At 72.4% G+C, this 23306-nt stretch carries 23 protein-coding genes; 9 read left to right on the plus strand and 14 right to left on the minus strand.

What is annotated here, in order from left to right; translation table 11 throughout:
- Positions 1 to 108: 108 nt before the first annotated feature.
- The gene (locus tag ACULK2_RS11475) at positions 109 to 1308 is read right to left on the minus strand and encodes an NAD(P)/FAD-dependent oxidoreductase (protein ID WP_445967369.1); all 1200 of its coding nucleotides are present in this window, start codon (positions 1306 to 1308) and stop codon (positions 109 to 111) included.
- Positions 1309 to 1468: 160 nt separating this feature from the next.
- Here ACULK2_RS11475 and ACULK2_RS11480 point away from each other — a divergent pair, with 160 nt between their 5' ends.
- Both ACULK2_RS11480 and ACULK2_RS11485 read left to right on the plus strand, forming a co-directional pair.
- Positions 1469 to 1675: a DUF1653 domain-containing protein gene (locus tag ACULK2_RS11480; protein WP_445967370.1), complete on the plus strand. Its 207-nt coding sequence runs from the start codon at positions 1469 to 1471 to the stop codon at positions 1673 to 1675.
- A 164-nt stretch (positions 1676 to 1839) separates the two neighbouring features.
- Positions 1840 to 2655: a DedA family protein gene (locus ACULK2_RS11485; protein ID WP_445967371.1), complete on the plus strand. Its 816-nt coding sequence runs from the start codon at positions 1840 to 1842 to the stop codon at positions 2653 to 2655.
- A gap of 42 nt (positions 2656 to 2697) precedes the next feature.
- Here ACULK2_RS11485 and ACULK2_RS11490 read toward each other — a convergent pair whose 3' ends face one another.
- The 4 genes from ACULK2_RS11490 to murI form a co-directional block, all read right to left on the minus strand.
- Positions 2698 to 3645, minus strand: coding sequence for a cation diffusion facilitator family transporter (locus tag ACULK2_RS11490; RefSeq protein WP_445967372.1), 948 nt, complete (start codon positions 3643 to 3645; stop codon positions 2698 to 2700).
- A gap of 100 nt (positions 3646 to 3745) precedes the next feature.
- Entirely contained in the window at positions 3746 to 4366 is a 621-nt protein-coding gene (gene rdgB, locus ACULK2_RS11495) for an RdgB/HAM1 family non-canonical purine NTP pyrophosphatase (protein ID WP_445967373.1), read from the minus strand.
- Between the two features lie 14 nt (positions 4367 to 4380).
- On the minus strand, positions 4381 to 5172 hold the full coding sequence (gene rph / locus ACULK2_RS11500) for a ribonuclease PH (protein WP_445967374.1): 792 nt from the start codon (positions 5170 to 5172) through the stop codon (positions 4381 to 4383).
- Complete coding sequence (gene murI, locus ACULK2_RS11505; RefSeq protein WP_445967375.1) at positions 5169 to 6068, minus strand: glutamate racemase; 900 nt, start codon at positions 6066 to 6068, stop codon at positions 5169 to 5171. Before murI ends, rph begins: the two co-directional genes overlap by 4 nt.
- An 84-nt stretch (positions 6069 to 6152) precedes the next feature.
- Between murI and ACULK2_RS11510 the strand changes: the two genes are divergently transcribed.
- The gene (locus ACULK2_RS11510) at positions 6153 to 7472 is read left to right on the plus strand and encodes a nicotinate phosphoribosyltransferase (RefSeq protein WP_445967376.1); all 1320 of its coding nucleotides are present in this window, start codon (positions 6153 to 6155) and stop codon (positions 7470 to 7472) included.
- A gap of 31 nt (positions 7473 to 7503) precedes the next feature.
- Here the strand turns inward: ACULK2_RS11510 and ACULK2_RS11515 are convergent, their stop codons facing one another.
- Genes ACULK2_RS11515 through ACULK2_RS11525 form a run of 3 tightly spaced genes read right to left on the minus strand, consistent with a single transcriptional unit; the run spans position 7504 to position 10970 of the window.
- Positions 7504 to 7791, minus strand: a complete 288-nt coding sequence (locus tag ACULK2_RS11515) for a DUF3039 domain-containing protein (RefSeq protein WP_445967377.1) — start codon at positions 7789 to 7791, stop codon at positions 7504 to 7506.
- 21 nt (positions 7792 to 7812) lie between these two features.
- A complete protein-coding gene (locus ACULK2_RS11520; RefSeq protein WP_445967378.1) occupies positions 7813 to 9387 on the minus strand; it encodes a hypothetical protein in 1575 nt (524 codons plus the stop codon).
- Positions 9363 to 10970 (minus strand): ATP-binding cassette domain-containing protein, encoded by a 1608-nt coding sequence (locus ACULK2_RS11525; RefSeq protein ID WP_501044921.1) that lies wholly within the window; start codon positions 10968 to 10970, stop codon positions 9363 to 9365. Before ACULK2_RS11525 ends, ACULK2_RS11520 begins: the two co-directional genes overlap by 25 nt.
- Before the next feature lie 28 nt (positions 10971 to 10998).
- Between ACULK2_RS11525 and ACULK2_RS11530 the strand changes: the two genes are divergently transcribed.
- The 5 genes from ACULK2_RS11530 (at position 10999) to ACULK2_RS11550 (ending at position 15193) form a co-directional block, all read left to right on the plus strand.
- Positions 10999 to 11637 (plus strand): hypothetical protein, encoded by a 639-nt coding sequence (locus ACULK2_RS11530; protein ID WP_501044922.1) that lies wholly within the window; start codon positions 10999 to 11001, stop codon positions 11635 to 11637.
- Between the two features lie 104 nt (positions 11638 to 11741).
- Positions 11742 to 12434, plus strand: a complete 693-nt coding sequence (locus ACULK2_RS11535) for a phosphocholine cytidylyltransferase family protein (RefSeq protein WP_445967381.1) — start codon at positions 11742 to 11744, stop codon at positions 12432 to 12434.
- A gap of 137 nt (positions 12435 to 12571) precedes the next feature.
- A complete protein-coding gene (locus tag ACULK2_RS11540; protein WP_445967591.1) occupies positions 12572 to 13369 on the plus strand; it encodes an ABC transporter permease in 798 nt (265 codons plus the stop codon).
- Positions 13369 to 14109, plus strand: a complete 741-nt coding sequence (locus tag ACULK2_RS11545) for an ABC transporter ATP-binding protein (protein WP_445967382.1) — start codon at positions 13369 to 13371, stop codon at positions 14107 to 14109. Before ACULK2_RS11540 ends, ACULK2_RS11545 begins: the two co-directional genes overlap by 1 nt.
- Positions 14110 to 14182: 73 nt before the next feature.
- Positions 14183 to 15193, plus strand: coding sequence for a hypothetical protein (locus ACULK2_RS11550; RefSeq protein WP_445967383.1), 1011 nt, complete (start codon positions 14183 to 14185; stop codon positions 15191 to 15193).
- Here ACULK2_RS11550 and ACULK2_RS11555 read toward each other — a convergent pair.
- From ACULK2_RS11555 to ACULK2_RS11580, 6 genes are all read right to left on the minus strand, one after another.
- Complete coding sequence (locus tag ACULK2_RS11555) at positions 15190 to 15783, minus strand: hypothetical protein (protein WP_445967384.1); 594 nt, start codon at positions 15781 to 15783, stop codon at positions 15190 to 15192. The genes ACULK2_RS11550 and ACULK2_RS11555 overlap by 4 nt on opposite strands.
- Positions 15784 to 15830: 47 nt before the next feature.
- Positions 15831 to 17135 carry a CDP-glycerol glycerophosphotransferase family protein gene (locus ACULK2_RS11560; protein ID WP_445967385.1) on the minus strand — a complete coding sequence of 435 codons (1305 nt, stop codon included), beginning with the start codon at positions 17133 to 17135 and terminating at the stop codon, positions 15831 to 15833.
- Positions 17136 to 17178: 43 nt separating this feature from the next.
- Complete coding sequence (locus ACULK2_RS11565) at positions 17179 to 18024, minus strand: glycosyltransferase family 2 protein (protein WP_445967592.1); 846 nt, start codon at positions 18022 to 18024, stop codon at positions 17179 to 17181.
- Positions 18025 to 18070: 46 nt separating this feature from the next.
- The gene (locus ACULK2_RS11570) at positions 18071 to 18886 is read right to left on the minus strand and encodes a CDP-alcohol phosphatidyltransferase family protein (RefSeq protein ID WP_445967386.1); all 816 of its coding nucleotides are present in this window, start codon (positions 18884 to 18886) and stop codon (positions 18071 to 18073) included.
- 2 nt (positions 18887 to 18888) lie between these two features.
- Complete coding sequence (locus ACULK2_RS11575; protein WP_445967387.1) at positions 18889 to 19887, minus strand: glycosyltransferase family 2 protein; 999 nt, start codon at positions 19885 to 19887, stop codon at positions 18889 to 18891.
- Positions 19888 to 20092: 205 nt separating this feature from the next.
- Positions 20093 to 21850: a S1C family serine protease gene (locus ACULK2_RS11580; protein ID WP_445967388.1), complete on the minus strand. Its 1758-nt coding sequence runs from the start codon at positions 21848 to 21850 to the stop codon at positions 20093 to 20095.
- A 153-nt stretch (positions 21851 to 22003) separates the two neighbouring features.
- Between ACULK2_RS11580 and ACULK2_RS11585 the strand changes: the two genes are divergently transcribed.
- A complete protein-coding gene (locus tag ACULK2_RS11585) occupies positions 22004 to 23203 on the plus strand; it encodes an aminotransferase class I/II-fold pyridoxal phosphate-dependent enzyme (RefSeq protein WP_445967389.1) in 1200 nt (399 codons plus the stop codon).
- Positions 23204 to 23306: the final 103 nt, after the last annotated feature.

Here is a 23306-nt window from a genome sequence, read left to right on the forward strand (position 1 = left end):
AGAAAGGGATCCTCTTCGGCGCGGCAGCGTTTCGGGTTCACGTCCCTCCTTCCGCACTGATTCACGTCCCTCCTTCCGCACTGATCGGCCCCCACCGCGCCGTCCCGCTCAGGCACGCCCCTTGAGGATCATGTGCCAGTACACCCAGGGCAGGATGTGCCGGTCGAAGAGCCAGGAGAGCCGACGCTCCTTCGAGAGCGTCTTCCAGACGGGGATCGTGGGCCGCAGCTCGCCGCGGTCGTCGAACTCGGCGAAGACGACGGTCGATCGCGACACCGTGAACGGGCAGACCGAGTAGCCGTCGTATCGGCGGGCCGGCTCCCGGCCGTCGAGCACCGCGACGAGGTTCTCGGCCAGGACCTTGGACTGCTTCCGCAGAGCTCCGCCGGACTTGGAGTTGCGGGTCGCCGCGGCGTCCCCGAGGGACCACACGTTCGGGTAGCGCGCGTGCCGCAGCGTCTCGGGGTCCACCTCGACGTATCCGCCGGCATCGTCGGCCGCCGGCAGGCTCGTCGCCTGCAACCAGTCGGGCGGCGACTGCGGCGGCACAACGTTGAGCACGTCGAACGGCAGCACCTCCGACGTCCCTCCGGTGATCGAGCCGATCTCGACCGTTCGAGCTTCGCCGTCGACCGCGCGCACCTCGCTCCCGCAGCGCAGCTCGATGCCGTACTCCTCGATCTTCCGTTCGAGCTCACGGTCGATCTCGGGGATCCCGAAGACGGTCGCGTCGGGCACGACCATGACGACGCGGATGTCGCCGAGCACCCCCTTCGCGCGCCAGTGGTCGCAGGCGAGGTACATCGGCTTCTGCGCCGCGCCCGCGCACTTCGCCGGCCCGGACGGCTGGGTGAAGACCACGGTGCCGCGTCGCAGGTCGCGGAGCAGCCGGGACGCCTTCGGCACGAGCTCGACCTCGTAGTGGGATGCGACGGACGGCGTGCGGATGGCGGCCGCCAGGCCGGGGATGCGATCCCAGTCGAGACGAATTCCCGGACACACGACGAGGTGGTCGTATCCCACGCGGTCGCCTGACGCGAGCACCACCGTGCTGGACTCCGGCTCGACGTCCACGACCGCATCTCGGATCCAGCCCACGCCCTTCGGCATCGCCTCGGCCTGCGGCCGCACCGCCTCGTGCAGGCGCGCCCTTCCCCCGGCGACGTGCGAGAACAGCGGTTGGAAGCGGTGCTCCTCGCGCGGTTCGATGACGACCACGTCCTCGACGCCGCGCCGGAGCAGGCGCCCGGCGGCGGAGAGTCCCGCATTGCCGCCGCCGATGACCACGACGCGGTGGTGGTGCGTCATCCGCCTCACCTCCGCCGACTCGGACCGCACGCCGACTGCGCTCCGCAGCCGTCCGTCGACGCTAGGCGACGCCGCGGCATGCGGCGACCCGTTGACGCCGTCGCGAATGCGGCGTAGTCGGCCGCCATCCCCCTGCCGCGGCCCCCGTACGATGTGAGCCATGATCGAGCCGGGCGTGTACGAGCACTACAAGGGCGCCCGGTACGAGGTGATCGCCCTCGCGCGCCACAGCGAGACCGAGGAGTGGGTCGTCGTCTACCGCCAGCTGTACGGCGACCACGGCGTCTGGGTACGCCCGCTCGACATGTTCGCCGAGCAGGTCGAGGTCGACGGCGCACTCGTCCCCCGCTTCCGAAGCGTGGAGTGACGGTCGAGCGGATGCCGCGGCGCGGGTGCCTGCGCCCACGTCATCCTCACGGCGGATTCGGGGGCTGCCCCGATGGCCGCGAGGCATCCGCTCGGTAGACTGCACGGACACCCCAGCCGACCGGGACCGGCCACCGCCAGGTCCGACGACAGGAGCACCACGCCGTGATCCACACCGCGCTCATCCCCTGGCTCGACCCGGAGACGATCATCCAGGGCGCCGGGCCGTGGGCACTCCTCGTGGTCTGCTTCATCGTATTCGCCGAGACCGGCCTGCTCGTCGGCTTCCTGCTGCCGGGCGACACCCTGCTCGTCATCTCGGGCCTGCTGTCGAACCCCGAGCTGGTGCCGCCCGCCGGCGTCTTCGGGGTCTCCGTCTGGATCGTCGCGCTCCTCATCGGCCTGTCGGCGTTCATCGGCGGCGAGGTCGGCTACGAGATCGGCCATCGCGGCGGGCCGAAGGTGTTCGAACGCAAGGAGAGCGGCCTCTTCAGCGTCAAGAACGTCGAGCGCACGAATGCGTTCTTCGAGCGGTTCGGCGGACTCACGATCATCCTCGCCCGCTTCGTGCCGATCGTGCGCACCTTCGCCCCGGTCGCCGCCGGCGTCGGTCACATGAACCGCGGCAAGTACACGCTCTACAACTTCATCGGCGCCGTGCTCTGGGGCTTCGGCCTGACGATGTTCGGCTACGCCGTGAGCTTCATCCCGCCGATCGCCTACCTCGTCCGCGAGTACATCGACCTGATCCTCCTCGTCGCCGTCGGCGGCACCGCGCTCATCACGGCGTGGCACTACTTCAGCGAGCGCCGCAAGGCGAAGAAGGCCGAGGCGGCCGGCGAAGACGTCGTCACCGACGAGGAGGAGGCCGAGGAGCTCGTGCTCGACCCCGACGTCTTCGAGCGCCCGCCGCACCTCGACGGCGACCACGGCCACCACCACGACAGCCACGACGAGCGTCCGCCGGGCGACGGTCGCTGAGGCGTTCCGACAGCGGATGCCGCGGCGCGACGCCGCAGCGTGTCAGGCGTGCGACGCGGTCTCGTGGCGCCCGCGGCCCGACGGCTCGAGCTGGAACGTCGAGTGCCCGACGTCGAAGTGCTCGCTGAGGCATCCGCCGAGCTCGTCGAGCAGGTCGTTCACGCGACCCTCCGCGAACACCGCCGGCTCCACCTCGACGTGCGCGCTGAAGACGTGCGCGCCGGTGGTGATCGCCCAGACGTGCACGTCGTGCACCGCGACCACGCCGCGGGTGCCGAGGATGTGGTCGCGGATCTCCGCGACATCCGTCTCTGCCGGCACCGACTGACTCAGGACATGCATGACGTCGCGCAGCAGCATGATCGCGCGCGGCACGATGAGCGCCGCGATGAGCAGCGACGCGATCGGGTCCGCGGCGTCCCATCCGGTGACGAGGATCACGACGGCCGCGGCGATGACGAGAGCCGAACCGATCGTGTCGCCGAGCACCTCCAGGTAGGCGCCGCGCATGTTGAGGGACTCGCGCGCGCCGCCGCGCAGCACGAGCAGGGCCGCGATGTTCGCGAGGAGCCCGAGGATCGCGATGACGAGCATCGGTCCCCCGGCGACCTCGTGCGCGTCGCCGGAGGCGGCCGCTCCCCCGCCCAGGTCCGCTGCGAGGCGCCCGACCGCGCTGACCGTCACGGCAACCGCGACGACCACGAGGAGCACGCCGTTGAACAGCGCGCCGAAGACTTCGAAGCGCCGGAACCCGTAGGTCTGCCGGTCGTTCGCGGGCCGCGCCGCGACGATCGCCGCCCCGAGCGCGCCGACGAGCCCGAGCAGGTCGCTCGTCATGTGCCCCGCGTCGGCGAGCAGCGCGAGCGAGCCCGTCAGGAGGCCGCCGACGACCTGGACGACGACGAACGCCCCGATGATCGCGATCGCGACGCCGAGGCGTCGTCGGCTCGCGGCCGTCGGGTCGGGTGCGTGGTCGTGCGAGTGTGCCATCCCCTCCAGCGTAGGCACGGATGGCGCCGCCCGCCGGTGATGGGAATGAAACCCGTTCTCGCGGGCGGACGCGGGTGGACGCGCGCGGCGTCGCGCGGCCTCAGCCGAACCGTGCGACGCGCTCCAGCTCGGGCAGCAGCGCGCGGAACGCCCGCGCGCGATGGCTGTGCGCGTTCTTGACCTCGGGCGCGAGCTCGGCGGCCGACACGTCGAACCCGTCGGGCCGGAAGATCGGGTCGTACCCGAAGCCGTTGACGCCCGCGCGCTCGGTCGCCATGCGCCCGGGCCAGGTGCCGACGGCGGCGAACTCGTGCGGCTCGCCGCCCGCGGCATCCGGCACCACCAGCGCGATCGTGCAGTGGAAGTGCGCGGTTCGGTGCGGGTCGCGGATGTCGCCGAGCTGCGCGAGCAGCAGCTCGAGGTTCGCCTCGGCGCCGCGGCCGGGCCCGGCCCAGCGCGCCGAGAAGATGCCGGGCGAGCCGCCCATGACGTCGACCGCGATGCCGGAGTCGTCGGCGAGCGCGATGCGCCCGGTGTGGGATGCCGCGGCCCGCGCCTTGATGAAGGCGTTCTCGTCGAACGACGTGCCGTCCTCGACGGGCTCCGGTCCGTTGTAGGGCAGCACCGTGATCCCCGGGAACTCGGCGCCGAGGATCTGCTGGAACTCCGCGACCTTGTGCGCGTTGTGCGTGGCGAGGACGACCTCGAGCGGCTGCGGCATCCGTCGGCTCCCGGTCAGCCCGCGGTGCCCGCGCCGCCGGCGGCCGCGGCGGCCCCGCCGAGCTGCGCCTCGAGCGCGTGCCGCTGGATGCCGGCGAGCTCCGTCGTGCCGGCGAGCGCGAGGTCGAGCAGCTGGTCGAGCTCACGGCGGTCGAACGGCGCGCCCTCGGCCGTGCCCTGCACCTCGACGAAGAGCCCGCGGCCGGTCGCCACGACGTTCATGTCGGTCTCCGCGCGCACGTCCTCGACGTAGGCGAGGTCGAGCATCGGCGTGCCGTCGATGATGCCGACCGACACGGCCGAGACGGTGTCGATGAGCGGCGTCGCCTTCTGCGCGATGAACTTCCGGCCGCGCGCCCACTCGATCGCGTCGGCGAGCGCGACGTACGCGCCCGTGATCGCGGCGGTGCGCGTGCCGCCGTCGGCCTGCAGCACGTCGCAGTCGATCTGGATCGTGTTCTCGCCGAGCGACTTCATGTCGACCACGGCGCGGAGGCTCCGGCCGATGAGCCGGCTGATCTCGTGCGTGCGCCCGCCGATGCGGCCCTTGACCGACTCGCGGTCGTTGCGCGTGTTCGTGGAGCGCGGCAGCATCGCGTACTCGGCGGTGACCCAGCCCGTGCCCTTGCCGGTCATCCAGCGCGGCACGCCGTTGGTGAAGCTCGCGGTGCAGAGCACCTTCGTGTCGCCGAACGAGATGAGGGCGCTGCCCTCGGCGTGCGCGCTCCAGCCGCGCTCGATGACGACGTCGCGGAGCGCGTCGGGGGTGCGGCCGTCGGCACGCACGAGGTCGGGGGTCTCGGTCACTGGGGTCTCCTGTCGGTGACGGATGCCGCGGGCGCGGCGGAGCGGGAGGAGGGGACGGATGCCGCGGCCGACGCCGCGACCGCGGGCAGCGTGAGCACGCCGGTCTGCACGAGCTCGACCTGCGAGATCTCCGGGCCGATGAGCCGGTGCGCGAGGTCGAGGAACGCGGCGCTCGACCCGCCGGTCGCCTCGAAGCGGTGCACGGGCGGTTCGGGCGAGCGGCGCTCGAGACCCTGCGAGACGAGCACGCGGTAGACGTCGTTGGCGGTCTCGACGTCGCTCGAGACGAGGCCGACGCCCTCGCCCATGACGTACGAGATCGCGCCCTTCAGGAACGGGTAGTGCGTGCAGCCGAGCACGAGCGTGTCGACACCGGCGGCCCGGAGCGGCGCGAGGTACTCCTCGGCGACGGCGAGCACCTCCGGCCCGGTCGTGACGCCGGACTCGACGAACTCGACGAAGCGCGGGCAGGCCGCCGACGACAGTTCGAGGTGCGGCGCCGCCGCGAACGCGTCGTCGTAGGCGCGCGACTGCACGGTGCCCGCCGTGCCGATGACGCCCACGCGGCCCGTGCGGGTCGTGGCGACCGCGCGTCGCACGGCCGGCTGGATCACCTCGACGACAGGCACGTCGTAGCGCTCGCGCGCGTCGCGCAGCATGGCCGACGACGCGGTGTTGCACGCGATCACCAGCATCTTGACGCCCTGCGCGACGAGGTCGTCGAGCACCGCGAGCGCGTAGCGCCGCACGTCGGCGATCGGCTTCGGCCCATAGGGCGAGTGCTCGAGGTCGCCGACGTAGAGGATCGACTCGTTCGGGAGCTGGTCGCGCACCGCGCGGGCGACGGTGAGGCCGCCGACCCCCGAGTCGAAGATCCCGATCGGTGCATCACTCACGAGCCACCAGCCTAGATCAGCCGGGCGCCATACCGTCGGGCGCCGACGCCGTGGCATCCGGAACCCCGGCACTAGGCTGGCCGGGTGACCGGGTCTGCTGCGCTGTTCACCGACCGCTACGAGCTCACCATGGTGGATGCCGCCCTGCTCGACGGGACCGCCCACCGCGAGAGCCTCTTCGAGGCGTTCGCCAGGCGACTGCCCGACGGGCGCCGCTACGGGATCGTCGCCGGCACCGGCCGGCTGCTCGAGCTCGTCGAGCGATTCCGGTTCGACGACGCCGAGCTGGAGTTCCTGCGCGAACAGCGCGTCGTGCGCGACGAGACCCTCGACTGGCTCGCCGACTACCGGTTCCACGGCGACCTCTGGGGCTACCGCGAGGGCGAGGCGTACTTCCCGGGCTCGCCGCTCGTGACGATCCAGGCGCCGTTCGCCGAGGCGGTCATGCTCGAGACGCTCGTGCTCTCGGTGCTGAACTACGACTCGTCGGTCGCGAGCGCCGCCGCGCGCATGGTGTCGGTCGCGCTCGGTCGCCCGATCGCCGAGATGGGCTCGCGCCGCACCAACGAGCGCTCGGCCGTCGCGGCGGCGCGCGCCGCGTACATCGCCGGGTTCGATGCCACGAGCAACCTCGAGGCCGGTCGCACGTGGGGCATCCCGACGATGGGCACCGCCGCGCACGCGTTCACGCTGCTGCACGACAGCGAGGAGGACGCGTTCCGCGCCCAGGTCGCGGCCATGGGGCCGGGCACGACGCTCCTCATCGACACCTACGACATCCCGACGGGCGTCGAGACCGCGGTCCGCGTGGCCGGCACCGCGCTCGGCGCGGTCCGCATCGACTCGGGCGACCTGCCGACCGTGGCCGCGGCCGTGCGCAAGCAGCTCGACGAGCTCGGCGCGGTCTCCACGCGCATCACGGTGACCAGCGACCTCGACGAGCACGCGATCGCCGCGCTCGCGAGCGCACCCGTCGACGCCTACGGCGTCGGCACGTCGGTCGTCACCGGCTCGGGCTCCCCCGCCGCGGGCATGGTCTACAAGCTCGTCGCCCGCCGCGGCGACGACGGCGAGTGGGTGAGCGTCGCGAAGTCTTCCACGAAGAAGTCGAGCGTCGGCGGCCGCAAGAACGCCGCGCGCCGGATCGACTCGACGCGCACCGCGCGCGAGGAACTCGTCTTCGTCGGCGACGGGCCCGACGGCGAGGAGGAGTTCACGCCCGGCGACGAGCTGCGGCCGCTCATGGTGCGGCTCATGCACGAGGGGCGGGCGGATGCCGCGTTCACGGGCCACGCGGGCGTCGAAGCCGCGCGGGCGCACCGCGCCGAGGTCATGCAGGAACTGCCGATCGAGGCGTTCCGCCTCGGGCGCGGCGAACCGGTGATCCCGACGACGTACCGGTGAACGGCGTCGGCCGGGAGCCTCCGGGCGGGCGTCAGCCCTTCTTCATCCGCTCGTAGATCTCCTTGCACGCGGGGCACACCGGGAACTTCTCCGGGTCGCGGCCCGGGGTCCACTTCTTGCCGCACAGCGCACGCACGGGCTTGCCGGTCATCGCCGACTCGAGGATCTGCTCCTTCTTGACGTAGTGCGAGAACCGCTCATGATCGCCGGGTTCGATGTGCTCTTCCTCGAGCAGCTTCTCGAGTTCGCGGTCGAGGACCGACGTGCCGCCACCGGGCGCGTCGGGGTCGGCGATGCTCGCCAGCGAGGGTCGGATCATGCGGAGAAGTCTACGCCGGGATCAGGCGCGGACGGCCGCCGCGACGATCTCGGGACCCCTGCGCTCGAACACGCGGCCACCGGCGAGCACGCCGATCACGAGCACGAGCACGCCGAGCCCCGCGCCGGCCGCGAGCGACGCCGCGTGCCACGACGGATCGTCGAAGATGCCGAGTGCGGCGAAGCCGATCGCGGGCGCCGCGACGAGGAGCGAGCCGAACATGGTGATCGACTGCACGAGCGCGGTGAGGGCCCCCGTCGACTGCGGCTGCTGGAACGGGCTGTCGCCCGGCTTGACGACCGGGTACGGCATCGCCGCCGAGGTGATCGACCCGATGCCGAGCCCGGCGAGCAGCAGCGCGGTGCTCACGCCGAGCAGCGACGGCAGGAGGCGCCAGTCGTCGAGCACGAAGACGGTCACGGCGCTGCCGAGGCCGATGACGAGGATGCCGGCGACGAGCACGGGCACGAGACGGCCGAAGCGGTCGGCGGCCCCGCGCACGCCCGAGGCGACGTGCAGCCAGATCGCGGTGTTGTCGTACGCGGTGTCGTTGTGCAGGCTCCAGCCGAGGAGGAGGCACACGAGCGGCACCGGGATGAGCCCGAGGTACATCGACGGCACGCCCGCGATGCCGAGCGGCAGCATCACCAGGATGGGGGTGACGGGCACCATCAGGAGCGACACCCAGTACCGCGAGTCGCGGAACCAGTACGTCGTGCTGCGGGCCGCGATCGCGCCGGTCGGACCCGAGGTCGTGCGACCGAACCAGCCGAGCCCGTGGTAGCTGCGCGGGCTCGCCTCGCGGCCGGGCGTCACGAGCATCTTCGAGACGAGGGCCCGCCAGCCGAGCCAGCCGAGCCAGACGCTCGCGCCCGCGATCAGCAGCTTGACGACGGCGACGCCCCACGCGCCGGCCGCGGCGTCGCCCGGCACCGCGAACGCGGCCCCGAGCGGCGTCCACGAGAGCGGGGCGGCGATCGCGCCGATCGCGGTCCGGCCCGAGGAGGCCCAGTCGACCGTGGTCAGGGCGACCGCGATCGGGGCGAGCATCACGACGAAGAGCACGCCGAGCACGGTGCCGACGTCGCGCGCACGGCGCGTCTCGAGGAGCAGGCCGGCGATGCCCGCCGTGAGCCGCGCCGCGAGCAGGCACGTGGCGAACGCGAGCAGCGCGCCGATGATCGCGAGGACGGTGATCCCGAATCCGCGCGACCACGTCACGACGGTCCCCGTCAGGACGATCGCGAGGGCGACGGAGGGCACGCCGATCATCGCCGAGAGCGCGAGCCCGAGCGCGATCGTGCGGTCCGGGATCCCGAACAGCGCGAACCTCCTCGGGTCCATCGTGTCGTCGACCCCGAAGACGAGCGGCACGACGAGGAACCCGACGACCGTCGCGGCACCGCCGACCACGAGCACGTCGCGCACCAGCGCCACGTCCTCGATCGAACGGAGGCCGACGAGCGTCAGGAACAGCAGTGCCGAGATGCCGAGCCCGTAGACGATGGCGATCGACAGGCCGACGACCTGCCATGCACTCCGCTTGAAGATGTTCCCGAGCAGCCGCAGCTTCAGTCGGAGAAGCTGTGCAACCATTCCATGCCCTCCGCTGCCTTGCGTCCGCCGGCGAGCTCGACGAACCGGTCCTCGAGCGTGTCGCCGCGGCGCACCTCGTCGAGCGTGCCGGATGCCAGGACCCGGCCGCCCACGATGATCGCCGCCGAGTCGCAGACGCGCTCGATGAGGTCCATGCTGTGGCTCGAGAGCAGGACGGTGCCTCCTCCGGCGACGTAGCGCTCGAGGATGTCGGTGAGGTTCGCCGCCGAGACGGGGTCGACCGACTCGAACGGCTCGTCGAGCACGAGCACGCGCGGCGAGTGGATCATCGCGCAGGCCAGGGCGATCTTCTTGGTCATGCCGGCCGAGTAGTCGGCGACGAGACGGTCGAGAGCGTCCTCGAGGCCGAACGCGTCCGCGAGGTCGGCGCTGCGCTCGAGCACCGTGCGATGGTCGAGCCCGCGGAGCGACCCGGCGTAGTAGAGCATCTCCGAGCCGGTGAGCCGGTCGAACAGTCGCAGCCGATCGGGGAGCACGCCGATGATGCGCTTGGCCGAACGGGTCTGCTTCCACACGTCGATGCCGTTGACGTGGACCGAGCCGCTGTCGGGCCGCAGGAGCCCCGTGATCATCGAGAGCGTCGTGGTCTTGCCTGCCCCGTTCGGGCCGACGATGCCGTAGAACGAGCCGGCGCGGATGCCGAGGCTGATCGAGTCGACGGCGGTGGTGTCTCCGAAGCGCTTGACGAGCCCCTCGATCGAGAGCACCGTCGGGGCATCGGGTGAGGGCGCGTCGCGCGCCACGCGGATCGTGCGCTTCTTCCGGGGCGTCGGCGTCGCGGTGGTGGTCGCGACCGCGCCGAGCGGGATGACCGCCACTCCGCGCTCGCCCTGGTGGTCCTCGGCCACGGGTTCGGTGACTGCGACGGGCTCGGCGGGGGCTTCGGGCTCGACGACGACCGCGGCCGGCTCGGGCTCGACCACCGGCTCGGGCTCGACAACCGGCACGGGCACGGCTTCCACGGTCGGCTCGGCGTCCACGGTCGGCTCGGCGTCCACGGTCGGCTCGGCGATCCCCACGGCCGGTGCGGCGTCCTCCACGGTCTCCGAGTCGAGCGCCGCGACGGATTCCTCGGCCGCCTCGGTGGTCCCCGCATCGCCGTCGAGCTCCTCGGCGACGGGCTCCGCCGCGCCATCCTCCGCGGTCGGCGCGTCATCGGGTCCACCCGGATGCCACGTCCGCGTGACCTCCGCGGCGGCCACGTCCGCCGGCTCGGCCGACGCGGTCTCGGCGACCTCCGTCACCGGCTCGTCGACGATCGGATCGATCGGCCCCGTGGCGCGGCGCGACCGCGGTTCGGCCTCGGTCGTGTCGGTGGTGACCGACGCCGCCACCCGCTGCCTGGCGGACGCGGCGGCCTTGCGGGCCTCGGCGGCACGCGTGCGCGCGGCGGCGGCGGACGCGGCCCGCGCGGTCTTCGCCGACTTCCCGCGTTCCGCCGACGTGCTCGCCGACTCGCTCCGCGCTGCAGCGGCGCGCTTCGACGCGGGCGGCGCAGGCACGGCCGCGGCGGGGGTCGCCCTCTCCTCCGTCGCGGCGGGTGCCTCCGACGGCTCGGGCACCGCGGGCGCCGGCGACGGCGGCTTCGGCGTGCCCTTCGTCGACGCGGTGCGGGCGGACGCGCGCTTGGCAGCGGCGGCCGACGCGGGTCGCTTCGCGGTGCCCGACGAGGCGGCGGGCTTCCGCGCCGGCGAGCTCCGCTTCGCGGCGGGCCTGGCCGGCTCGGCGGCGGTGGTCTCCGTGGTCTCCTCGGCAGCCGTGCTCGCCCGGGAGGCCGAGGCGCGCTTCGCGGCGGTCGATCGCGTCGCGGCGGACTTGGCGGCCGTCGACTTCGAGGACGACTTCGCGGCTGCCGTCTTCGACGCCGAGGCCTTCGCGGCCCTGGACCGCGCAGCCGCGGACTTCGCGGCCGTCGACCCGCCGGTGGTCGCGGCCGAGGAGTCACCCGACGCGTCACGCCCCGATTCGGACGCGACGGATTCCCCCCGACGAGCGGACACCCCCGTGCCCGTGCCTTCGGGAGTCTCGTCGTCAGGGCCTGATCGCGAAACGGAAGTCACCACGACAACCTACCAACCCCCTCGCCCGCAGCCGTGGAGCTCTCACAGCGAATTCACGTCGTGGCGGCCGGGAGTTCGGAGCTGGGCGGAACCCGCGAGAAGCATCACGATCCGAACACGGCTTCGGCGCAACCCCCAGCGGCGCGATCGGGCGTCCGGTATCCTGTGAGTCGGCATAACGGCGTGTCCAGTAATGAACTTGCGGGTGAACCGCCGGTGAACTCGAATCGAAGCGAGCGCACCGGGGCACCCGGAACGATGAAGGAGATGTCCATGACCACGCAGATCGTGATCCTCGCAGCCGGCATGGGGAGCCGGCTCGGGCGTTCGCTCCCCAAGCCGCTCACCGAGCTCAGCGACGGCCGCACGATCATGCGCCAGCAGTTCGACAACATCGAGCACGCGTTCGGCCGCGACGCCGCCGTGACGATCGTCGTGGGCTACAAGCTCGAGCACATCATCGAGGCGTTCCCGCAGGCGTCCTTCGTCTACAACGAGGAGTACGACCAGACGAACACCTCGAAGTCGCTCATGCGCGCCCTCCAGGCGTCGCAGGCCGGCGGCGTGCTCTGGATGAACGGCGACGTCGTGTTCGACCCGGCGATCCTCGACCGGGCGCTGGCGTTCATCGCCCGCGACCAGTCGTTCGTCACCGTCAACACCGCGAAGGTGTCCGACGAAGAGGTGAAGTACACCACCACCGCCGAGGGCTACATCAAGGAGCTCTCCAAGACCGTCAAGGGCGGCCTCGGCGAGGCGGTCGGCATCAACTACATCTCCAGCCGCGACAAGGCCACCTTCCTCGCGCACCTCCAGCGCGTCGGCGACCAGGACTACTTCGAGCGCGGCCTCGAGCTCGCGATCGAGAAGAACGGCCTGCTCGTCGAGCCGATGGACGTCTCCGACCTGTACGCGGTCGAGATCGACTTCGCGGAAGACCTGGAGCGCGCGAACCACTTCGTGTGACCTGCGCACCACCCACAGCGTGAGAAGCGGATGCCTCGTGGCATCCGCTTCTCGCATTCCGGCCGGCGATTCCGGCGCCACCGCGCCGATCGGGGCGGTTCGGAGGCCGGCCTCGGGCCATCTACGATGAGATCGTGATGAGCTACGCCGACTCGCATCCGTTCTCGCGGACGCGGTGGTCGGAGTACCGTCATTCGCTCTGGCTGCTCACGACGCGCGACCTGAAGGTGCGCTACACCACCTCGGCGCTCGGCTACTTCTGGTCGATCCTCGACCCGCTGGTGATGGCGGCGATCTACTGGTTCGTGTTCACGCAGGTGTTCGATCGGCTCGTGGGCACGGAACCGTACATCGTGTTCCTCCTGGCGGGGCTGCTGCCGTGGATGTGGTTCAACGGCGCGGTCTCCGACTCGACGCGCGCCTTCCTGAAGGACGCGAAGCTCGTGCGCTCCACCAAGCTGCCGCGCACGATCTGGGTCAATCGCATCGTGCTCTCGAAGGGCATCGAGTTCGTGCTCGCCCTGCCCGTGCTGGCGCTGTTCGCGATCATCTACGGCGCCGGTGTCGGCTGGGAGCTCCTCTACTTCCCGCTCGCCGTCGTCCTTCAGGCGGCGCTCACCGCCGGCATCGGGCTCATCGTCGCACCGCTCGTGGTGTTCTTCCGCGACCTCGAACGGGCGACGAAGCTCGTCCTCCGCTTCCTCTTCTACGCCTCCCCGATCATCTACGGCATCTCGAACCTGCCCGAGCCCCTGCATTTCTGGGCGGCGTTCAACCCGCTCACCGGGATCTTCAGCCTCTACCGGGCCGGCTTCTTCCCCGGCGAGCTCGACTGGTTCGCCGTCGCGGTCGCCGCAGCGATGTCCGCGGCGTTCCTCGCGGTGGGGCTCTGGGTGTTCCGCAGCTCCGAGCGCCAGGTGCTGAAGGAGATCTGATGGGCGAGAGCGCCATCCGCACCGACGGGCTCGGTATCCGCTTCCGGCGGAATCGGCGCGGTCGTCGTACGTTCAAGGACCTCTTCTCCCGGACGCGGCGGAAGATCCGTCCCGATGAGTTCTGGGCGCTCCGCGACCTGAGCATCGCCGTGCGACCCGGCGAGGCCATCGGGGTGGTCGGCCGCAACGGACAGGGCAAGTCCACGCTCCTGAAGCTCGTCGCGGGCGTGCTGATCCCCGACGAGGGATCGGTCTCGGTCGACGGCGGCGTCGCACCGCTCATCGAGATCACGGGCGGGTTCGTCGACGACCTCACGGTGCGCGACAACGTCTACCTCACGGCCGGCCTGCACGGTATGACCCGTGAGCAGATCGACGCGAAGTTCGACGAGATCATCGGGTTCGCCGAGATCGGCGACTTCCTCGACACGCCCTACAAGCACCTGTCGAGCGGCATGAAGGTGCGCGTGGCGTTCGCGGTCGTCTCGCAGCTCGACGAGCCCATCCTGCTCGTCGACGAGGTCCTCGCCGTCGGCGACAAGGCGTTCCGCGAGAAGTGCTACCGCCGCATCGAGGAACTGCTCGAGGGCGGGCGCACGCTGTTCTTCGTCTCGCACAACGAGCGCGACCTCAGGCGCTTCTGCACGCGCGGCCTCTACCTCGACAAGGGTCGCCTGGTGCTCGACGCAGGCATCGACGAGGTCGTCGACCGGTACAACGCCGACTACGGCACGCGCTGACGCGGCGTCAAGCCCCCGCCCGCCGAGGCGGGTCCCGGCGATCTTCCCATCCCGGCCGCCTAGGATCGACGCCATGTCCGAACGCGTGCACCGCATCACGACGATGGGTCCCGGTGCGCCCGAGGAGGGTGCGCCGAACGACCCCGGCGCTCCGCCGGGCACCGATCCGGCCGACCGCGCCGTCGGGCTCGAGCGCGGCCTCGATCGGCTGCTGTCCATCCAGCGGCCGATCGTGCTGGCGCACCTGCGCGCCATCCGTCGCAATCACCCCACGGCGACGCCGGAGGAGCTCGTGCGCGTGCTCGAGCGGCGCTACCTGACCGCGGTCACCACGGGCGGCGCGGCCGTCGGCGCCACGGCGGTCGTTCCCGGCATCTCCACCGGCATCACGCTCGCGCTGTCCGGCGTCGAGACCGCGGGATTCCTCGAGGCCACCGCGCTCTTCGCCCAGTCGGTCGCCGAGGTGCACGGCCTGCACGTCGAGAACCCCGATCGCGCCCGTGCGCTCGTGATGACGCTCATGATGGGGCGCGAGGGCGCCGACCTCGTGCGCCAGTTCGCCGCGCAGGCGACGGGCACCGGCATCCCGCGGAACGCGTACTTCGGCGAGATCATCACGAGCACGCTGCCCCGGGCCGTGATGGGCTCGGTCGTCGATCGACTGCGCCACGTGTTCGTCAAGCAGTTCGCGGTGCGCGGGAGTGCCGGCATCATCGGGCGCGCCATCCCGTTCGGGATCGGCGCTGCGATCGGCGGCATCGGCAACCACGTCCTCGGCCGCCGGGTGCTGCAGCAGTCGCGTCTCGCGTTCGGTCCTGCGCCCTTCGCGCTGCCCGTGGAGCTCGAGCCGCGCGGCGACGAGACGGCGATCACCTCGGCCGGGCGGCGGCTGGCCCGCGCGGCGGCCGGCGCCGGGCGCGTCGCGTCGCGGCCGTTCGGCCGCCTCACGCGGGGGGCCGCGAAGCGCGAGACGGGGGCCCCCGCCGTCGGCCCGCCGGCCGACGGCCCCGAGTCGAGCCGGCCCGGCGCCGATCGGTCCGACACCCCGGGAACGCCGCCGCCTTCCGACGCCGCCGGGCGCTAGTCGATCGGCTCGTATCCGAGCAGCTCCCGGAGCTGCGCGGTCTCGGCGTCGAGGACGTCCTCGGCCTTGCCGGCATCGCGCCGCACCCGGAAGCGGCCGCTCAGCGGGATCAGGCGATCCGCGACATCGTGCTCGGGATCGCGCTCGATGACGCGCAGCGTGATCACGAACCACCGCTCGGCGAGCGCGAGCTCGTCGGCGAGCTCGAATGCCTCGGCCACGTCCAGGTGCCGCCACCATTCGTCGTTCCCGGAGCCGCGCAGCGCATCGGCCGCCTCGAGGGCCGAGTGGCGCTCGCCGATCGCGAGCAGGATCGAGACGAGCGTTCCGGTCGTCTCATGCGGTTCGGCATCGGATGCCTCGGCGGCACGCCGCACCATGGCGAGCGCCCGATCGAGCTCGCCTGCCATCTCGAGGTGCTCCGCGGCGACGTGCAGCAGGTACGCGCGCCGGATTCCGGCATCGAGCTCGAAGGCCGCGGCATCCGTCGCCCACCGCTCGAGCAGGTCGGCGCGCGCGACGTGCCCGCCGCCCTCCACGGCGCGGAGCTCCAGGTCGTCGAGATCGGCCTCGGTGATCAACTGCGCCATGAGCCGAGCCTACGGTTCCGACGCCGCGGGATCGAGGGGATCGGGCCTCAGTCGACCTCGAGCTCGTCGGACTGCTCGGCCGCCTCGCCCTCGGCGTCGTGATCGTCGACCTCCGGATCGGTCGCGTGCAGCGCGGCGAAGCGCTCCCACTCGGCCATGAGGTGGTCGACCGCGTCGTGGAATCGACGCGTGGTGACGCCGGGCGTCGTGTCGCCGAAGTACCGCTCGACCCAGTAGCCCAGGCGCTCGAGCGCCTGCGCGTCGTGCGCGACCTCGTCGACGCGGGTGACCATGGACGCGCCGTCGACGCGGTCGAGCCACTCGCACGCCGAGAGGTAGCCTCCCGTGTCGACCTGCGCATCGGGGTTCACCGGGCGGGTCACCAGGAGCGGCTTGCCCGCGGCCAGGCGGTCGTAGACCATCGCCGAGATGTCGACGATCGCGACGTCGGCGGCGGCCAGCTGCCATCCGAGTTCCTTGCCCTCGTCGACGATGTGGTGCGCGGCGGGGTCGGCGGCGTTCGCCTGGCCCAGCATGCGCTTGATCTCCTGGTTGGCCGTGCCGTAGTCGTGGTCGACCACGCCGGAGCGCGGGTGCGGCCGGTAGATCACGCGGTGCCGTCCGGTCGCGATGAGCGCACGGACCAGGTCGACGCCGTGCGACGCGATCGAACCGTAGGCAGCCGCGCCGCGGTCGCCCTCCCACGTCGGCGCGTAGAGCACGACGTCGCGGTCGTCGTCGGGGTACGGCAGCGCGCGGCCGTCGAGGTAGTGGTCGGCCTGCGGGCGGCCGATCGGGATGGCGCGCTTGTCGAAGTCGTAGTCCCAGAGCACCTTCTCGAGGCGCGCCCGCGCGGCATCCCCCGCGATCAGGGCGTAGTCGTACGCCTTGAACTGGTTGGTGGTCATGTACATCTTGTCGGACTCGCCGTGGTTGATGAACACGTGCCAGCGGCGCCCGTAGCGCATCATCTGGAAGTTCTTGGCGTTCTGGTTGACGTAGAAGACCACGTGCAGGTCCTGCTCGTGGATGACGTGCTCGAGGTCGGCCACCCGGCGCACGTACGCCACGGGCAGGGGCGACTCGTCGAGCAGGTCGAGCGCGGCCCCGGAGGCGCGACTGAGGACCAGCACCGGATGCCGCTCGGCGAGCCGGGCGAGCGGCTGGTACCACTGCCGCAACTGGTAGAGGTTGACCCGGCCGTCGGCGAAGTAGACGCCGACGCGGAACCGGTGCGGCTCGAGCGGCCCCTGCTCCGCGAGCTTCTCGGCGATCCGTGCCTGCGCCCGCCGCGACCGGACGACGTTCTGCACGAGCTTCACGGCGCGGCGCGCGTCTCTCCTCAAACCCACCGTCCAAGGGTAGCCGCCGGGCCGCCGCGCCATGTCCGGCGAGTCAGACGACCGGTGGCCGCCCCGCGAGGGTCATCCGCCGCACCGTGCGCCACCGCATGGGGCGTCGCTCGCCCGCATCCTCGCGCCATCCGGCTCGCCAGCCGGCGAACCAGGCCCGCAGCGCCGCAGGGCGGCGGAACCACCGGAGGACCTGGATCGCCGTCCACGAGCCGACGTACACGGGCACGAGGATCGCGGGCAGGTTCCGTCGTGCGAGCCACACGCGGTTTCGGGCGTTGAGTCGGTGGTAGTACTCGTGCCGGGCCGGATCGATCACGGGGTGCGCGGCCTCGAGGTCGCCGGCGTACCAGGCGCGGTAGCCGGCATCCCAGACCCGCCAGGCCAGTTCGATGCCCTCGTGGGCGTAGAAGAACGGGTCGGCCCAGCCGCCGGATGCCGCGAACGCGCGTCGCGGCATGAGCACGGCCCCCTCCCAGCACGAGAACACGTCGCTCGAGTGCGCCGGGTCGCCCTTGCGGATCCGCGGGATCCAGCGCCGCGGCGATTCGAGCCCCGTCGGGTCGACGACGCGCGGCTGCACGAGTCCGAGATCGGGCCGCGACGAGAGCAGGCGGCACCCGTCGACCAGGAACGTCGCGCTCGGCAGGAACGCGTCGTCGTCGAGGAAGAACAGCACGTCGCCGCCGACCTCGGGCACGCCGCGGTTGCGGCCCGCGGGGATCCCGAGGTTCTCGGGCAGGTGCAGCGTGCGGACCTCGGGCGGCAGCGGCGGCTCGGCGGCCGCCGGGTCCCACCCGTTGCCGACGCACACGACGTCGACGTCCACGCCCTGCTGGTCGAGCACGCTGCGGATGCCCCGGGCGAGTTCGATCGGCCGCCGCCCCATGGTGAGCACCACGACCCCGACCCGGGGTCGCGCGGTCGCACCGGGGTCAGGAACGGACACGGCGGGAGGCCATGATGGCGACGAAGTGACCGACGAGCGCGAGCACCGCGAGCGGCAGCAGCGCCGCGACCACGAAGCGGTCGACGAGCGGCTGGCCGACGAAGAGCCCCACGACGGCCGCGGCGAACGCGATGAGGGTGAGCTCGACGGAGTGGTACAGACGGTGGAACGGCACGAACCGCGCCGCCTTGCGGAGCGTGGCGACGAGGCCGCCTCGGGGGGCGGTCTCGCCGTGCGTGTCGGCGAGCTTGGGCAGGCCGGCATTCGCGCGCGCGACGTGCACCATGTCGTTCAGCGCCTTGTTCAGCACGATCACGAGCGCGAGCAGGGCCCCGACGGTCGTCCACAGGAAGTCGGCCGGGAACTCCAGCGGGTACGCTGCGGCGCGGACGCCGAGCGCGATCGGGATCAGCGCCTCGGTCGAGTAGTGGCCGACCTTGTCGAGGAAGACCCCGGCGGGGCTCGACGTGCGGCGCCAGCGGGCGACCTCGCCGTCGCAGCAGTCGACGAGCATCTGGAGCTGGCCGAGCACCACCGCGAGCAGGGCGCCCCAGATGCCGGGGATGAGCAGCGCCGCAGCGGTCGACCAGCCGACGAGGATCATGAGCCCCGTCACGCCGTTGGCGGAGATGCGCGTGTGCAGCAGCAGCCAGGTGAGGTACGGCGAGAGGTTCCGCAGGTAGAGCGACGCGGTCCAGTGCTCGGCGTTCCGGCGGCCGCGGACCTCGGGCGGCTGCGTCACCGCCCGCTGCTCGGCGAGGCTCGACGGGATCCCCCGGTCCGGCATGGGCTCCGACGACATGCTCACCTTCCCGTGTGCTTCGCGATGTTGCTCGTGAGCGAGAGGAAGCCGAGCACGAAGCCGGCTCCCCACGCGACGTGGATGCAGGGCAGCACGAGCAGGAACCACGCCGCGGTCGCCGCGCCGCGACCGCGCGCGTAGGCGATCGTCGCGACGACCACGAAGAGCAGGTACAGGAGCGGAGCGGCGAAGCCGACGAGGAGCCAGGGCGCCTGGCCCGTCGCGGCCTGCACGATGCCGATGACGCCGAGGACGAGGCCGATCACCACGCCGACGACCATCGCGGGCGGCACGAAGTACCGGATGCCGTTCGACGCGGGGAACCGTCGCGCGAGCTCGCCGCGCCAGAGGCCGGTCGAGAACATCTGCCGCGCGAGGCGGTCGAGGCTGGATCGCGGCCGGTACGTGACCGCGAGCTCGGGCGTGAACCAGACGCCCCCTCCGGTCTGCCGCAGGCGCCGGTTCAGCTCCCAGTCCTGGCCGCGCTTGATCGTCTCGTCGAAGAGGCCGACGCGCTCGAGTGCGCTCTTCCGGAACACCCCGAGGTACACCGTCTCGGCGGGGCCCTCCTGGCCGCCGACGTGGAAGGCCGAGCCGCCGAGCCCGACGGGGGTCGTGTAGGCGAGTGCGACCGCCTGCTCGAACGGGGTCTCGCCGCGTGCGTCCATGATGCCGCCGACGTTGTCGGCGCCCGTGCGCACGAGCGTCTCGACCGCGATGCGCGTGTAGTCGGCGGGCAGCATCGAGTGCGAGTCGACGCGGACCACGACGGGATGCGCCGCGGCGCGGATGCCGATGTTGAGACCGGCGGGGGTCGACCCGACCTCGTTCTCGAGCACGAGCACCCGTGCGTGGCGCGAGGCGAGGTCGGCGACGAGCTCGGTCGTGCCGTCGATCGACGGACCGAGTGCGATGAGCACCTCGACCGGGCCGTCGTACTCCTGCGCGAGGATCGACTCGACCGCCGCGCGCACGTGCGACGCATCGTTCAAGACGGGCATGACATACGAGACGCCGATCGGCGGCGACAGATCCGCCGGATGGTGCTGGTCGGGCATGGTCCTCACTCGGGCACAGGGTCGATCGAGCCTAGCAGCAGGGTCCCCCGGATCGGCGCCGCGGCGCCCGGGTCGCGGGGCGCGACGACGGGGGCCGGACCCGCAGGTCCGACCCCCGTCGCGGTGAGGTGCGATGCGCGCGCGGCGCTCAGCCCTCGAAGGTGCCGAGCGTCACCGTCACGGTGTTCGACTCGCCGTCGCGCGTGTAGGTCACCTCGGCCTCGGCGCCGCCCGCGAGGGCGCGCACCTGCGCGGTCAGGTCGGTCTGGTCGGTGATCGGGATGCCGTTCAGCGCCGTCACCACGTCGCCGGACTGCAGGCCCGCCGCCTCGGCGGCACCGCCGGGGCTCACCTCGGAGATGAGCGCGCCGACCGTCGAGCTCTCACCGCTCGCCTGCGCCGAGGTCACGGTCGCGCCGAGCAGGCCGTGCGTGGCCGAGCCGTTCTCGATGATCTCGCTCGCGATGCGCTCGGCGAGGTTCGAGGGCACCGCGAAGCCGACGCCGATGTTGCCGGCCTCGGTCGAGCTGCCGCCGGCGGAGAGGATGGCGACGTTCACGCCGATCAGCTTGCCCTCGCCGTCGAGCAGCGCGCCGCCCGAGTTGCCCGGGTTGATCGCGGCATCCGTCTGGATCACCGGGATGGAGATCAGGCCGCCGCCCCCGCCCGAGGAGCCGCCCTCCTCGCCGTCGAAGTTCCAGAAGTCGAACGGGCTCTCGCCCGACTCGCCCTGGTCGCCCTCGCCGCCGTCGGGCGTCGTCTCGGGGGCCGCGGAGGACTCGACGTCGATGCTGCGGTTCAGCGCACTGACGATGCCGTTCGTGACCGTGCCGGAGAGGCCGAGCGGGGCGCCGATCGCGATCGCCGTGTCCCCCACGTTGAGCTCGCTCGAGTCGGCGAACTCGATCGGGGTGAGGCCCGAGGCATCCACCAGCTTGATCACGGCGAGGTCGCTCAGCGGGTCGGTCCCGATGAGCTCGGCCGAGTAGAGCGTGCCGTCCTCGGCCTTGACCTGGATCGACGGGTCGCCGGTCGCACCGTCGAGCGTCACGACGTGGGTGTTGGTGAGGACGTAGCCGTCCTCCGAGATGATGATGCCGGAGCCGGTGCCGCCGGACTGGCCGCCGGACACCTCGATCGTGACCACGCTCGGCCCGGCGGCCGCGGCGACCGCCGCGACCTGGTTCACAGAGCCGTCGTCCTCGACGACGAGGCGCTGGGTGCCGTTCGAGGTCTGCTCGATGACGCCGTCGCCGTCGTTCGAGACGAGCGCGGTGATGCCGGCGCCCGATGCGCCGCCGATGAGGGCGGCCGCGACGATCGCCGCCGCGACGCCGAGCCCGACACGACGCTGCTTGGCGGGCGCGGGCTCCTGCGCGGTGGCCGGGGCACCCCCGAACGCGGGCGGGACGGTGCCCGAACCGCCCGCCTGCGGCGTGCCGTGCGCGGCCGCGGCGGCCGGACCCGTGAGCGGGGTCGTCGGCTGGGTCTGGCCGGGGGCCGGAGCGGCGGCCGGCTCGTGTCGGTACTCGCCCGCGACGTACGGCTGGGGCGCCTGGCCCGGGGTGTAGACGGTCCCCGTGGGACGCGGGGCGGACTCGGCGGCGGGCGCCGCGGGCGCGGCGGGCGCGGCGGCGGCCGGAGTCGCAACGGGCGCAACCGGCTCGGAGGCGGCGGGCTGTGCCGCAGCCGGCGCCGCCTGCGCTGCGGCAGGAGCGGCGGGCTGCGCACTCGGGGCCTGCGCGGCCTCGGGCCGCGCGGCCGCCTGGGTCGTGGGCTCGGTGGACGACTCGGTGCGCGGGGTCTCGACCTGGGCGGTGTCCGCCGCGGCATCCGCGCCCTCGGCCGTCGGCGCGGGGCGGTTCTCGGGGGCCTCGTCGATCCCACCGGTGTTGGTCTCGGTCATCATCGCTCCTTCCAGCGGATGCCAGCATCCCGCTCCAAGCTGTGCGGCGAATCGGCGGTTCCTATGTCGAAGCTATGTCGCCACCGTGAACCGTCCGGGCGCCGGAGACAGCGTAGCCGCCGGAGCGTGGCATACGGTGTGAGCGTGGATGCCATGCCCTCACGACCGCTCGCACCGTGGCAGCGGACCGCCGCCGGCGCGGGGCTGCTCGCCGACGACGGCGGCGTCGCTCCGACCGTGTTCGCCGAGATGAGCGCACTCGCCGTCTCGACCGGGTCGATCAACCTCGGCCAGGGGTTCCCCGACGAGGACGGCCCGCGCGAGGTGCTCGACGCCGCCCGCGAGGCGATCGCCACGGGAGTGAACCAGTACCCGCCCGGGGCCGGCATGCCCGTCCTCCGAGAGGCCGTCGCGCGGCACCAGCACCGCTGGTACGGGCTCTCGCTGGACCCGGCGCGCGAGGTGCTCGTGACCGCCGGCGCGACCGAGGCGCTCGCGGCCGCGCTGCTGGCGTTCGTCGACGACGGCGACGAGGTGGTCACGTTCGAGCCGTCGTACGACGCGTACGGCGCCGTGATCGCGCGAGCCGGAGGCATCCACCGCACCGTGCCCCTGCGCTTCCCCGACTGGCGGCCCGACCACGACGACCTTCGCGCCGCGGTGACCGATCGCACGCGCGTCATCCTCGTCAACTCGCCGCACAATCCGACCGGCACGCTGCTCGACGAGGCGACGCTCGACCTCGTCGTGGAACTCGCGCACCGGCACGACGCCCTCATCGTCACCGACGAGGTCTACGAGCACCTCGTCTTCGACGGGCAGCACGCGCCCATGGCGACACGGCCGGGGGCGTGGGACCGCACGATCTCGATCTCGTCGGGCGGAAAGACCTTCAACACGACCGGCTGGAAGATCGGCTGGGCCACCGGCCCGGCCGACCTCATCACGGCGGTGCTCGCCGTCAAGCAGTACCTCACGTTCGTCAACGGCGCCCCGTTCCAGCCCGCGATCGCGGCAGGGCTCGACCTGCCCGACCGGTTCTTCGCGGATGCCGCGGCCGAACTCGCCGCGCGACGCGACCTGCTCGTGGCCGGGCTGACCAGCGCCGGCTTCACGCCGTCGGTGCCGGCATCGGGCTACTTCGTGGTGGCGGATGCCGCTCCGCTCGGCGCGCGCGACGGCGACGCGTTCTGCCGCGAGCTCCCCCACCGCGCGGGGGTCGTCGGCGTGCCGGTGACGGCGTTCGTCCACCCGGAACGGCGTGACGACGTGCGGAGCCTCGTGCGGTTCGCGTTCTGCAAGCGCCGCGAGGTGCTCGAGACGGCGGCCGAGCGGCTCGCCGCGATGCGCTGAGCGCGCCGGATCCGTCACGCGGGCGCGCGGCGCCGGATCCGTCACGCGGGCGCGGCGCCGGATCCGTCACGCGGGCGCGCGGCGCCGGCGACCCGCGCGGGCC

This window comes from Agromyces molybdatiresistens (assembly GCF_052748445.2).